14 protein-coding genes are annotated in these 11372 nt (G+C 72.8%); 4 read left to right on the plus strand and 10 right to left on the minus strand.

The features are described from left to right. Positions 1–72 precede the first annotated feature (72 nt). The 6 genes from ACFV3E_RS20090 to ACFV3E_RS20115 all read right to left on the minus strand — a co-directional run bounded on the left by ACFV3E_RS20090 (position 73) and on the right by ACFV3E_RS20115 (position 4087). Positions 73–1164, minus strand: a complete 1092-nt coding sequence (locus ACFV3E_RS20090; RefSeq protein ID WP_500535828.1) for a glutamate--cysteine ligase — start codon at positions 1162–1164, stop codon at positions 73–75. A 41-nt stretch (positions 1165–1205) separates the two neighbouring features. Then, the gene (locus ACFV3E_RS20095; RefSeq protein ID WP_500535829.1) at positions 1206–1424 is read right to left on the minus strand and encodes a DUF5133 domain-containing protein; all 219 of its coding nucleotides are present in this window, start codon (positions 1422–1424) and stop codon (positions 1206–1208) included. A gap of 98 nt (positions 1425–1522) precedes the next feature. Beyond that, positions 1523–2236, minus strand: coding sequence for an STAS domain-containing protein (locus ACFV3E_RS20100; protein ID WP_500535830.1), 714 nt, complete (start codon positions 2234–2236; stop codon positions 1523–1525). 764 nt (positions 2237–3000) lie between these two features. Then, positions 3001–3267 (minus strand): DUF4235 domain-containing protein, encoded by a 267-nt coding sequence (locus ACFV3E_RS20105; RefSeq protein WP_500535831.1) that lies wholly within the window; start codon positions 3265–3267, stop codon positions 3001–3003. Continuing rightward, a complete protein-coding gene (locus tag ACFV3E_RS20110) occupies positions 3264–3680 on the minus strand; it encodes a DUF3618 domain-containing protein (RefSeq protein ID WP_500535832.1) in 417 nt (138 codons plus the stop codon). The genes ACFV3E_RS20105 and ACFV3E_RS20110 overlap by 4 nt, the downstream gene beginning before the upstream one ends. Then, positions 3677–4087: a phage holin family protein gene (locus ACFV3E_RS20115; RefSeq protein WP_500535833.1), complete on the minus strand. Its 411-nt coding sequence runs from the start codon at positions 4085–4087 to the stop codon at positions 3677–3679. The genes ACFV3E_RS20110 and ACFV3E_RS20115 overlap by 4 nt, the downstream gene beginning before the upstream one ends. A gap of 158 nt (positions 4088–4245) precedes the next feature. Between ACFV3E_RS20115 and ACFV3E_RS20120 the strand changes: the two genes are divergently transcribed. Further along, a complete protein-coding gene (locus ACFV3E_RS20120) occupies positions 4246–4617 on the plus strand; it encodes a hypothetical protein (protein ID WP_500329381.1) in 372 nt (123 codons plus the stop codon). Between the two features lie 679 nt (positions 4618–5296). Then, positions 5297–6658, plus strand: coding sequence for an MFS transporter (locus ACFV3E_RS20125; RefSeq protein ID WP_500535966.1), 1362 nt, complete (start codon positions 5297–5299; stop codon positions 6656–6658). A gap of 70 nt (positions 6659–6728) precedes the next feature. On the opposite strand, the gene ACFV3E_RS20130 is transcribed toward ACFV3E_RS20125, so the two are convergent. Beyond that, a complete protein-coding gene (locus ACFV3E_RS20130; RefSeq protein ID WP_500535834.1) occupies positions 6729–7940 on the minus strand; it encodes a serine hydrolase domain-containing protein in 1212 nt (403 codons plus the stop codon). A gap of 120 nt (positions 7941–8060) precedes the next feature. Further along, positions 8061–8636: a hypothetical protein gene (locus tag ACFV3E_RS20135; RefSeq protein WP_500535835.1), complete on the minus strand. Its 576-nt coding sequence runs from the start codon at positions 8634–8636 to the stop codon at positions 8061–8063. 189 nt (positions 8637–8825) lie between these two features. On the opposite strand from ACFV3E_RS20135, the gene ACFV3E_RS20140 reads away from it, so the two are divergent. Continuing rightward, entirely contained in the window at positions 8826–9029 is a 204-nt protein-coding gene (locus ACFV3E_RS20140; protein WP_500535836.1) for a hypothetical protein, read from the plus strand. Continuing rightward, positions 9017–9250: a hypothetical protein gene (locus tag ACFV3E_RS20145; RefSeq protein WP_500535837.1), complete on the plus strand. Its 234-nt coding sequence runs from the start codon at positions 9017–9019 to the stop codon at positions 9248–9250. Before ACFV3E_RS20140 ends, ACFV3E_RS20145 begins: the two co-directional genes overlap by 13 nt. A 15-nt stretch (positions 9251–9265) precedes the next feature. Here the strand turns inward: ACFV3E_RS20145 and ACFV3E_RS20150 are convergent, their stop codons facing one another. Both ACFV3E_RS20150 and ACFV3E_RS20155 read right to left on the minus strand, forming a co-directional pair. Then, positions 9266–9844, minus strand: coding sequence for a TetR/AcrR family transcriptional regulator (locus ACFV3E_RS20150; protein ID WP_500535838.1), 579 nt, complete (start codon positions 9842–9844; stop codon positions 9266–9268). Positions 9845–10398: 554 nt separating this feature from the next. After that, positions 10399–11304 (minus strand): TIGR03619 family F420-dependent LLM class oxidoreductase, encoded by a 906-nt coding sequence (locus ACFV3E_RS20155; RefSeq protein WP_500535839.1) that lies wholly within the window; start codon positions 11302–11304, stop codon positions 10399–10401. Positions 11305–11372: the final 68 nt, after the last annotated feature.

Genomic DNA, 11372 nt, shown 5'->3' on the forward strand with positions numbered 1-11372 from the left:
TGGTTTATATGTGACTGATTCTCGGCCGCCACCTGACTGGGGGGCCTGGCCGGGCGGGGCCTGGCACCCCTGTCAGGTGTGGGTGAGGCGGACGCAGGCCGCGGCGACTTCGCGGAGGTCGCCGGTGCGGCGCAGCAGGTCGCGTTGGACGCGGGCGCCGTTGCCGGTCTTGAGGAGTCCGGCGAGGGCGTCCTGCGCGGGGACCAGGTCGCCGTTCTCCTCCAGGGCGTCGCGTACGCGGTCGAACAGTGCGCGGACCACGGCCTCGGCCGGGGCGGGCTCCATGGTCACCGGGTGGACCAGGCGGCCGTCGATGCCCTCGCGGGCCGCCCGCCAGGTCGCGAGCCGCAGCAGGGCCACGGCGTGCGCCGACGGCGGCTCACCGGCCCGCCACGCGCGGGCCGCGGTCTCCACCAGCGCCCGTACCAACGTCGCCAGCAACGCGGTACCGGACGCGTCCAGGCACACGTCCGCGACGCGGACCTCGACGGTGGGGTAGGTGTGCGACAGCCGGGCGTCGAAGTACACCATGCCCTCATCGCGCAGCGCGCCGGTGGCGATCATGGCCCGCACCTGCTCGTGGTAGGCGGCGGCGGAACCGAACGGCTCCACCGGACCGGCCGACGGCCACCTGCCCCACACCCGGCTGCGGTAGCTCGCGTAGCCGCTGTCCCGGCCCTGCCAGAACGGCGAGTTCCCGCTGAGCGCCAGTAACACCGGCAGCCAGCAGCGGATCCGGTCAAGGACCGCGACGCCCTCCTCGTCGGACTCCACCGACACATGGACGTGACAGCCACACGTCAGCTGCTCCTGCGCGGTCAGCCCGTACCGCTCCCGCAGCCACCCGTACCGCTCCCCGGTGCTCAGCTGCGGGCTCACCGGCAACGGCGACGTCGCCAGCGCCGCCACCGCGCCACCGGACTCCTCGGCGTGGCGTGCCGCCTCCGCCCGCCACCGCACGATCTCCGCCGCCAGGTCCTCCATCCGCGACTGCGGCCGGGTCGCGAACTCCACCTGCTGACGTTGCAGTTCCGCCTCGAACACCTGGCCGCCCGCCGTGCCGTCACGGCGGGCCGACGCCAGCACCGCCGTCGACAACGCCCGCGGCTCCCCGGATTCCGCGTCCAGCAGCAGGAGTTCCTCCTCCACACCGACCGTGCGCAACGCTTCTCCTTCCCGGCGGCCGCGGGGGACGCGGACGCGTCTCAGGCAAGCACCGAATCGTCCTCCGGGCGGGCCCCCGGCAGCCGCAGCCGCGCCGCGATCAGCGCCGTGTCGACGTCCCGCGTGCCGGTCGCCACGCACAGCGTGTACGAGACGTCCGCCATCCGGCGGCGCACCTCGAGGTCCCCGGGGTCGAGCATCCTCAGCGTCTCGTAACGGTCGACCAGGTCGTTCAGCACGGCGGGGTGGGCCAGCAGCACATCGTCCTCCTGCGGGGCGGTTCATGGGGTCAAGCCGCGTACCTGGCTGCCGCCTACCCCGGCTTCGTCCGGGCACGCAGGGGGAGCGCGGTGCGGGATCAGCGGCGGGTCCGCTCCGGCAGCGCGGTGACGATGATCTCACGGGTCGCCGTGCTGTCCTCGACCGTGCGGAACCCGGCGAGGGCCAGCGCGTCCAGCACCGCCCTGTGGAGCGGGCGGCGGTGCGCCCCGGCCGCATGCCGCGCCGTCACATCGGCGCCGAGGAGGGTGCCCCAGCGCACGACCACGCCCCGCGGCCCCGCCTCCACGACGGGACGGTCCTCGCCGCCCGCGTGCTGTGCGAGCGGCAGGCCCGCGTCCAGCAGGGCCAGGCACACCGCCGTGTACAGGCGCCGGACGTCCGCGCCGAGCCGGTGGGCCGACGGGCGGGACGGGGTGAGCGCGCCGCGGTTGCCGGTGAGGTCGAGCAGCCGCAGGACGGTGTCGCTCACGGCGGTCACGGTCAGCGTCCGGTGTGCGGCCATGGCGCGGTTGCGCAGCTCCAGCAGGGCGTTCAGCCCCGCGCCGTCGCAACCGGTGACGTCGCGCAGGTCCAGGTCGAGGCCGTCCCCCGCCTCCAGGGCGGCGAAGAGGGCGCGGCGCACTTCCGGCGCGGTCGCGGCGTCGAGTTCGCCGATCAGGACGGCCTCGGTGCGCGCCGCGCCGCGGGGACTGAGCAGGATGGTCAGGCGCGTATGGGACTCGTGCTGCCCGGCGAGTTCGGGTCCCGCGGGAACGGAGTGCACCCGCAGATCGGGAAACCGGTCCGACATGCCGTACCTCCTGCACTTTCGCTGCTCGCCGGTGCGTGCACCATCTCGGCGTGGAGTGATCGGAAAACGTGAACGACACCCAGAGGCCCGCATGAACATTTCCGGGCAAAGGGGTGACATCGGCATGATATGTGCTGGAGGGCGGGTTGGCGCCCGGTGTGCCGGGAGCATCCGTCCGCGCGTCGCGACGGGGCCGCCCTCCCGGTCGGCGGTCGTACGCGGGCACCGAGGGGGCGGGGCTCAGGGAGCCGGGGCCCGTGCGAGCCTGTCCAGGCGGTTCGCGGGCAGGGGGCCGCGCCCGCGGGGCTCCGGGAGGAGTACCCGCCGTCGGTGCTCGGGTGGCCGCCCGCGGTCGTGGTCCGGCGCACGGGACCGCACGGCCCCTGCTCCGCCGACAGGGCGGCCGAGAGCCGCTCGGGCCCACCGACCCGGATGCGCGCACGCAGCGCCGCCGCCAGGCGCCCCCTGCAGCAGCAGCTCCGCTTCCTCCTCCTGCGCGCAGTTGTGCAGGTGCCCGACCCGGAACAGATGGGTGTCGAAGAGGCGGCGGGAGGCCGGCCCCGCCACAGAGCCGGCCCTCCGGGAGTCCGGTTCCGAGAAGCCACACGGATGGGGACACCCACCACCGTAGGGGCCGCCACTGACAACCGGTGGGTGCGGCAACGTCCGCCCCAGGGGTGCCCGGCAGCCAACGGTGGGCAGGGGCCGCGAGGTGTTCCCGCTAGGGCGCCCGGCTGCGGGAGGCCGCCCGCGCGACGTGAACCTCAGCCCGGCCAGACACCGGTGAGACGCCGGGTGGCGGTCGCGCCCCCGCGGTCGACCGCCGCCTTGACGAAGGCGAAGATCGCGCCGTGCAGCGCCGCCGCGGTGAGCACCTCGGCCCAGGAGCGGTCCTCGTCGGTGGCGTCGGGCGCGTCCTGTTCGTGGCCCAGGGTCTTCCACGCCCGCTTGAACAACGCGCCGGCGATCAGCCCGGAGACCGCGCCCAGGGCCAGGCCCACGGGCTTGTAGACGATTTTCGACGCCTTCACCCGCGCCTCCTCCTGGCGCGGCGCACCAACAGCAACACCCCCATCGCCGCGCCGGCGCCCAACAGGGGCGCGCGATGGGACCGGGCGGCGCGTGCGGTGCGGCCGGCACGCGCGCGTACCGCCGGGGCCTTCGCGCGGGCGAGCCGCCCGGCGTGGACCGCCTGGAGCCGCATTTGCCGGGCCGCATTGACGGCCTTGTCCCGGGCCGGCTCCGGGGTCTTCTCCCGGACCAACTCGCCCATCCGGGACGCCGCCTCGTGCGCCTTGGCGCCGGCCTGTCCGGCCCGGCCCGCCAGCCGGCGCTTGACGTCGGTCTTCGCCGTCAGCGCCGCGACGGTGCGGCCCAGTTCCTCGCGCGTCGCCTCGACGCGCTCACGCAGCTCGTCGGTCGTCGGTGACTTGTCGCTCGTCATCGGTGTGCCCTTTCCTTGAGTTCCGCGATGTCGGCCTTGACGCTGTCGATGGTGGCCTCCGGCGCGGGCGGGGCCGCCCGGCCGAACTGCCTGCGGCCCGCCGCGGCCAGTACCGCCGCGACCAGGGCCAGGACTCCCGTGACGACCAGCGCCGCCGCCCACACCGGCAGCGCGAGCGCCAGGCCCGCGACGGCGGCGACGGCGAGCCCCTGCAGCGCCCGGACCGCGAAGAGGCCCGCCCCGCCGACCAGGCCGCCGCCCCGGCCGAAGCGGCGGCCCTTCCGGGCCATCTCCACCTGGGCCAGCCGCATTTCCTCGCGTACCAATCGCGACAGCTGCTCCGACGCGCGGGACACCAGTTCGCCCACCCGTTCGTCACCGTCGCCGCGGTGCTCGGTCGCGCTCACGGGCCTTCACCTGCCTCCGTCTGTTCCACGTCCCGTCTTCCGCTCGGCCCCTCACTGCGCGCCTTCCCGGTCCGCACCGGCTCACGCGCGATCACCGTCCCCTCCTGACGTGACCTCAGGCCCCACCGGATCGCGCCGCGTTCGGCAGGATGGGGACCATGAAGACAACCTCCACGCCGCAGCCGGGCTCGTCCTGCCGGGGCTCCGCCCTGTCCCTGTGGTCCAAGGACTCGGTGCTCTCCATCGGCTCGGTGGGCTCCGTGCTCTCCATCGGCTCCGTCGGCTCGGTGCTGTCCGTCGGCTCGGTCGGCAGCGCCCTGTCCGCGGGGTCCATCGGTTCCGCCCTGTCGCTGCTGTCGACCGGTTCGTGGCTGAGCGTGGGCTCACTGCTGTCCGCCGGGTCACGCTGGTCGGTCCTGTCCTGGCGCTCCTCGCACGGTTTCCGCTCCGCGGGCACGGCCGCCGCCGTGGCCGGAGCGGCCGCGCTCGTGCTGCTGGCCCGTTCGGCGGGCGACCCGCCAGCGGAGTGATCACGGGCCCGCCCGGCGTGCCGCGCCGGGGCCCTGGCGGGGTCCGGGGGTTCGGATGGGGGCGGCCGCCGACCGATGGCCGTCGCATCTCGCCCGCAAGGGGCTGCCGGTCTGACACGGTGGCCCTCCAGCACGCCGCGGGACCGGCCGCCCGACCCGGACGCCATGGCGTGGCCGGCGTGCCATGCCCTCCCGCTGAACGGCCTTGACGCGGGCGCGCTCTCGGGATCGGGCGCTGCGCCGCGCGCGGCCGGGGCCGGCCGTACGGCGTCGGCCTTGTGACCGCCACCCCATGCGCCCCGCCGGAGTCGCGGTCCTGCCCCGGTCACCGTCGTACCGGCCGAGGACGACGACGCCCTCGCCTAGCGCGTGGCCTCCTCCTGTTCCCGCCCGCGTGACCCGGATCACAGGCCTCACCTGCATAGCGGGCCGCCCCCCGGCGTCTTTCCCATGACGTAAGGGCGTGGCGAGACCAGGGGGCGGTGCTGATGGGGGATTCCCGGACCACGACCGCGTCGACGGGCCCCCGGGCAGCCGTGACCCGGATTCCTGGCGGGACGTTAGATCTGGGCACCGGACCGTGTCCGGGCGAGGCGCGGAACCCCACGCTCTGGGCACTTCGCCCCGTCCCCCATAAGGGCCTTTCCCTCTGGAGCCGCCGATGTCGCCGCCTTCCGCCATGCCCGCGCCCCCGTCCGCCGAGCAGCGCGGCAAGCGCCGCCTCGCCCTCGTGGGAGGCTCGCTGGGCAATCTCGTCGAGTGGTACGACTGGTTCGTCTACGCCAGCTTCGCCCTCTACTTCGCCGACTCCTTCTTCCCCGGCGACAACCCGACCACCCAGCTGATGAACACCGCCGGCATCTTCGCCGTCGGCTTCCTCATGCGTCCCGTAGGGGGCTGGGTACTGGGCCGCGCCGCCGACCGGCACGGCCGCAAGAGCGCGCTGACCCTCACCGTCACCATGATGTCCGTCGCCGCCCTGCTGATCGCGGTCGCCCCGACGTACGGTCAGGCCGGCTACGCCGGCGCGCTCGTTTTGCTGCTCGCGCGATTGCTGCAGGGCCTGAGCATCGGCGGTGAGTATGCGGCCAGCGCGACCTACCTCACCGAGGCGTCGGCCCGCAACCGGCGCGGTCTCGGCTCGTCCTTCCAGTACGTGTCGATGACGGCGGGACAGCTCCTGGGCCTGGCGATCCTGATCACCCTCCAGCACGTGCTGACCACGGACCAGTTGCACGACTGGGGCTGGCGCGTCCCCTTCCTGCTGGGCGCGGTCTTCGCCCTCGTCGTCTTCTGGATCCGGCGCAGGCTCGAGGAGACCGACGCCTTCGCCGAGGAGGCCCGCACGCAGGACGACGCCCGCGGCTCGCTCCGGCTGCTGTGGCAGCACCGGCGTCAGGCGCTGCTGGTCATGGCGCTCACCCTGGGCGGCACCGTCGCGTACTACACGTACACCACCTACCTCACCAAGTACCTCATCGGCAGCGCCGGCATGGCCAAGAACACCGCGACGCTGGTCAGTTTCACCGCGCTCTTCGTCTTCGCGCTGCTCCAGCCCCTGGCCGGTGCGCTGTCGGACCGGATCGGCCGCCGACCGCTGCTGATCACCTTCGCCGTGGGATGCACCTTCGGCACCTACCCGATCATGACGGCGCTCGGCTCGGCCTCCTCGTACTGGCCCGCGCTCGGCCTCTCGCTGCTCGCGCTGGTGATCGTCACCGGCTACACCTCGATCAACGCCGCGGTGAAGGCCGAACTGTTCCCGACCCGGGTCCGGGCGCTGGGCGTGGCGCTGCCGTACGCGATCGCCAACGCCCTGTTCGGCGGCACCGCGGAGTACGTGGCGCTGTGGTTCAAGGACGCCGGTCATGAGACGGCCTTCTTCTGGTACGTCTCGGCGTGCGCGCTGGTCTCCCTCGTCACCTACGTCCTCATGCCCGACACCAGGAACACCGCGCTCAGCCGCGCCGAGGAGGCGGCCGGCGACCCGGCGCCGCCGCCCGCACGGTCGCCGGCCGAGGCCGTGGTGCCGCAGGCGTAGTACCGCCCCCACCGAGCTGTGCGGCCCCCGATCCCGGACGCGGCGCCGGGATCCGGAGCACGACGGTCGGTCAGCGGCGGACGACCTGCGGGGCTATGTCCTCGGTGAACGTCTCGCCCTCGGAGGACTTGGCGTTGAGTGCCTTGGCGGAGGTGGTGCCGCAGAAGGAGGCTTCCAGCGTGCCGCCGAGGATGGTGTTGACGGTTCCGTTGTTGGAGGTGTTGGCCATGGACGTCATGCTGCGCTTGCCGTCGGCGGTGGTGAACGCGTAGGTGTAGAAGCCCTGGACGGTGCCGGTGTGGCCGTACACGGTGACGCCGCAGGACAGCTTCCTGGCGCGCAGGCCCAACCCGTAGGACTGGGTGCCGTCGGCGTTGACGGGGACCATGGTCATCATCTGCTGGAGTTGGGCGGTGGGTACGAGCGTGCCGGAGACCAGTGCGGAGAAGAACCGGTTGAGGTCGTTGGCGTTGGAGATGACCGCGCCGGCGGACTGCGCCCAGGAGACGGTCTGTTCGGTGGAGTCCACCAGCGGCAGCGTGGCATCGTCGGGGCGCAGGTAACCGTGGGCGTAGGAGCCGGAGATGGTGGTCTGCGGGTGGACGTAGGTGGTGTTCTTCAGGTTCAGGGGCTGGAAGATGCGCCGCTGGTACTGGGTGGCCATCGGCACGCCGGTGACGTGCTCGATGAGTTGCCCCAGGACGACGAAGTTGGTGTTGGAGTAGCTGTAGGCCGCGCCGGGCTCGTTGGTCGGCTGGTGGGCCGTCGACAGGTCGATCAGTTCCTGGTAGGTGAACACCCTGTTCCGTACCGATTCGAAGCCCGGGACGGTGGATTCGAACATGTCGTTGGTGTAGTCCCACAAGCCGCTGCGGTGGCTGAGCAGATGCCGCACGGTGATCCGGTCGTCCGGCAGCGGATGGGCCAGGTAGGTGTTCGCCGGTGCGTCGAGGTCGATACGCCCCTCGGCGACCAACTGCATCAGCACCACCGTGGTGAAGGACTTGCTGACGCTGCCCACCCGGAACCGGCGGTCGGCGTCCATCGCGGTGCGGGCGACGGTGTCCGCCTGCCCGGACGAGATGCGGTAGCTCGTGCTGCCGGAGTCGATACGGGTCAGGGCCCCCGGGGCGCCGTTGGCCATTGCCTGCTTCTGCACGTCGAGGACGGCGCTGACGGAAGGGGCGGGCAGGGAGGAGGTGGCGGCACCGGCGGGGGTGGCGGCCAGGACGGCCGTCGCGGTGCAGCCTGCGAGCACGATGCCCGCGTACTTGATACGCATGGTGGACCTTCTGATCGAGGAACAGATGACCGGTGGGGGGCGCCGCCGCCTTACGCGGCGACTGCGGGCCCGGGAACGCGGGGACCCGGATCGTGCCGGGTCCCTGCCGGTGGCCAGGCGTCAGCCGAGGGCCAGGGCGGCGAGGGGGCGGTGGCCCGCGTCGAAGACGGTGACGCTGCGTATGAAGGGGCTTCCCGGCAGCGGGAGGGACGAAGGAAGCGGGCTGGTGGCGTACCAGGCGCCCCAGCCGGGGTGTCCGGGCAGCCGGACGACGGTGCCGGTGACCGTCCCGAGACCGGTGACGACCCTGACCGTGGCCGCGTCGGCGGCGTCGTCCGGGGTGACGTACACCCCGGACAGGAAGTACCGGTCGCCCACCGGTTCGGCTTGCAGGCTCACGCTGGGCCGCGTGGGATCGATGTTGCCGTCGACCACGCTGCGGAACTGGTCCGGCTGGTCGGGCGTGGACCAGTGCTTGCCCTCCTCGGTGAGCCACAGGACCACCCCGGGAGCCGCGTGGACGCGCTCACCGGGCGACACGACCCGCGCCCACCCGCCCTTCGTGGCCGGGGCGCCGGCGGCCGCGGTGGCCTGTGACGTACCCGCGGACGCCGTGGAGGGCGTCATCGCGTAGGCCACGGTCGGCACCCCTGACAGAAGGGCCGCCGTCATCGTGGCCGCCGCTAACTTCTTCATCCGGGTCATGGACGAGACTCCTTGCAGACTGTCAAACGAACGCACCGGGGGCTCACATGCCCCCTCCACCTCCCAGACCACGTTTCGGCGAAGATCGGTTGACAGAACGCGCAGACTTTCCGGGTCGGCGGTGGTGCGCCACCCGCCAGGTCGGAGCCGCCACTGCATGGACAGGGGGGACACCCACGAATGCACGCGCTACCGGTCGAGGACGCCGACCGCAGGGCCCACGCACCCGGCACGGCCCTCGCCCGGCGCGGCCACACCGTGGGCAGGGTCGGCCGGGCCCTGGACGCCCTGCGGTTCGTGCACGAGGCGGAGTTCGTCCTGCTCGACCTCGAACTGCCGGACCTGGACCGGCCGGAGCTGCTGCGGCGGCCGTGCACCGTCTGAGGTGGCCCGCGCGCTTCGTCGACACCCCGTCCGACGGGGCGATCCGCGTCCAGGTCGACGAATGGCCCCCGGTCATCGACCTGGTCGCCGCGGGCGCGGGGAACGCGTTGGTACCGGAGGGCCGGGACTTTCCGTCGAGTTCACGCTCCGCGGCCGCGCTCCGGCTGCGGCGCCGCGTCGATCAGGTCCGCGGCAGCTTCCGTATCCCGGACGGTCGTTGACGCGTCCTGCCGCTGTCAGCGGCCGAGTGCCCGGAGCACCATGTCCGCGTAGCGGTGCCAGACCGACGGTTCACGTTCCTCGAGCCGCACCAGCTGCAGGGCCGCGCCGCACAGGAGCACCCGCAGATCCAGTGGCGTGGTGTCCTCGCGCAGCGTCCCCGCCGCACGCGCGGACTCCATGGCCTCGGTCAGCGACTCCAGGACCGACACGGCGGCCGGGGACGCTCCGTCCGCCAGGCGCTCGGCGAGCAGGCGGTCGCGGGCCAGGACGTCGAAGAGTTCGCGGACATGGCGGCGGAAGGCCTCGTCGGGGCCGGGTTCGTCCTGGGCTGCCGCGGTGCGTCGCTCGAGCTCCTCCAGACTCAGCCGGGTGATCGTCTCCAGCAGGTCCTCTTTGGTGGGGAAGCTCCGGTAGACGGTCGCCTTGCCGACCTCGGCCCGCGCCGCGATCTGGGGGACGGTGGCCAGGGTGCCGCGTTCGCGGAAGACGTCGACCGCGGCGGCGACCACGCGTTCGTGGTTGCGGCGGGCGTCCGCCCGTCGCGGTGGCGTGGACGTCTGCCGGTCCGGGTCGGGCGGGTTCGCTGGGCTCATGGGACGGGTGGCCTGTCTGGGTTCGATGAGGGGCTCGGCCCCTTGGGGCCGGCGGCCATGATATCGGACCCCGGAGTCCGTTTCGCCGGAAATCGAGGGCGGCGGCAGGCAGCGTTGTCGGGCTGTTGTGTCGTGTGCGTGACATGCGTGCGTACGCAATTAAATGGAAGGTGGGCGGCCGACAGGTCCAACCCTGTCGGCCGGGGGTGCGAGGGGGGATTCAGACCATGGGGCGGACCCTGCCGCGGCGGGACGCCGCTGTGGCGACCGCCGTCATGCAGGGGGTGCAGTACTCGTCGCGGTAGTCGTCGTCGGGTGCCGGAACGGGCCTGCCGGCGAGCGCACGGCCGCACAGGGTGCTTCCGTCAAGCCGGAGTACGTGCCACAACTGGGCGGATCCCGTTTCCGTCGCTATGGGTTCGGCGCACATGTCGTACATCGGCGACCTCCCACTCGAACGCGTATGCGGTCACGCTCATGAGACGCCGCCCGCCCCGAAGTCGCGACCGAGAGGCCGCCGAACGGGTGAATCGCGCAGGGTGACGGGCGTGGGATCAGCCGCGCCGGACGAGCGACAGCGGATCCGTGACGAGTTCGAGCGAGGCGTCGACGTGGGGGAGGGACATGGACTCCACCATGAAGTGCTGGATGCCCGTCCGGTCGGCGAGCGACTTGATGGCGTCCGCGACCCGAGTGAGCGAGGTCCCCTCCACGACGTTGACCCGCATGACCGTGTCCAGCAGCGAAGGGTCGCGTCCCGCCGCACCGGCGAACTCGTTGATCAGGGCGCGCTGCGCCAGCACCGTGTCGGCGTCCACGAAGACGGGCACGACGCACGCCGGCAGCCAGCCGTCCGCGCGCTCCCCGATGCGCTTGAGCGCGGCGGGGGCCCCGCTCGGCGCACCGAGGTAGAAGGGAGGGCGGGGCTTCTGCACGGGCTTCAACGGCGTGTACTGCAGCGGGAGTTCCAGGTGGCGGCCGTGGTACTCCACCGGGTCCTGGGTCCAGAGCAGCTCGAGTGCGTCCAGCATCTCGTCGGTCCTGGCGCCGCGCTTGGTGAAGTCCACGTTCGCCGCCGCGAATTCCTCGGGCGACCATCCGACGCCGCAGCCGGGGATGAGCCGCCCGCCGCTGATCCGGTCGATCGTGGTCAGACTGCGGGCGAGCTGTGCGGGTGCGTAGACCGGCGCGATGAGGACGTTGGTGCCCAACCGCACCTGCTCGGTCGCGGCCGCCGCGACACCGAGCAGCACGAAGGGGTCGGCCGCGGTCCGGTACTCCACCGGGATCGTGGTGCCGGGACCGGTGGCCCCGATCGTGGGGTCGACGGCGGCGAAGTGCCGGTCGCCCGCCCACAGGCTCGCCGCACCGGCCTTCTCCGCCTCCCGGGCGAACTGGGCCGCCCGGTCGACCTGGTGGGCCACGTTGTGCAGGTACGGAAGCGCAAACCCGATCTTCATGGAAACCCTTCGTTCGTCTTGGAGGACATGCCGGACACGGCCGTTGCCCACGTCAGGAGCCCGCGACG

Source organism: Streptomyces sp. NPDC059718 (assembly GCF_042733315.1).
GTDB lineage: Bacteria > Actinomycetota > Actinomycetes > Streptomycetales > Streptomycetaceae > Actinacidiphila.

Bases quoted from the DNA above. Each gene is read 5' to 3' on its own strand.
- ACFV3E_RS20125 (WP_500535966.1), top strand. From the start codon at position 5,297: ATGCCCGCGCCCCCGTCCGCCGAGCAGCGCGGCAAGCGCCGCCTCGCC.
- ACFV3E_RS20135 (WP_500535835.1), bottom strand. From the start codon at position 8,636: ATGAAGAAGTTAGCGGCGGCCACGATGACGGCGGCCCTTCTGTCAGGG.
- ACFV3E_RS20140 (WP_500535836.1), top strand. From the start codon at position 8,826: ATGCACGCGCTACCGGTCGAGGACGCCGACCGCAGGGCCCACGCACCC.
- ACFV3E_RS20130 (WP_500535834.1), bottom strand. From the start codon at position 7,940: ATGCGTATCAAGTACGCGGGCATCGTGCTCGCAGGCTGCACCGCGACG.
- ACFV3E_RS20155 (WP_500535839.1), bottom strand. From the start codon at position 11,304: ATGAAGATCGGGTTTGCGCTTCCGTACCTGCACAACGTGGCCCACCAG.
- ACFV3E_RS20110 (WP_500535832.1), bottom strand. From the start codon at position 3,680: ATGACGAGCGACAAGTCACCGACGACCGACGAGCTGCGTGAGCGCGTC.
- ACFV3E_RS20100 (WP_500535830.1), bottom strand. From the start codon at position 2,236: ATGTCGGACCGGTTTCCCGATCTGCGGGTGCACTCCGTTCCCGCGGGA.
- ACFV3E_RS20150 (WP_500535838.1), bottom strand. From the start codon at position 9,844: ATGAGCCCAGCGAACCCGCCCGACCCGGACCGGCAGACGTCCACGCCA.
- ACFV3E_RS20120 (WP_500329381.1), top strand. From the start codon at position 4,246: ATGAAGACAACCTCCACGCCGCAGCCGGGCTCGTCCTGCCGGGGCTCC.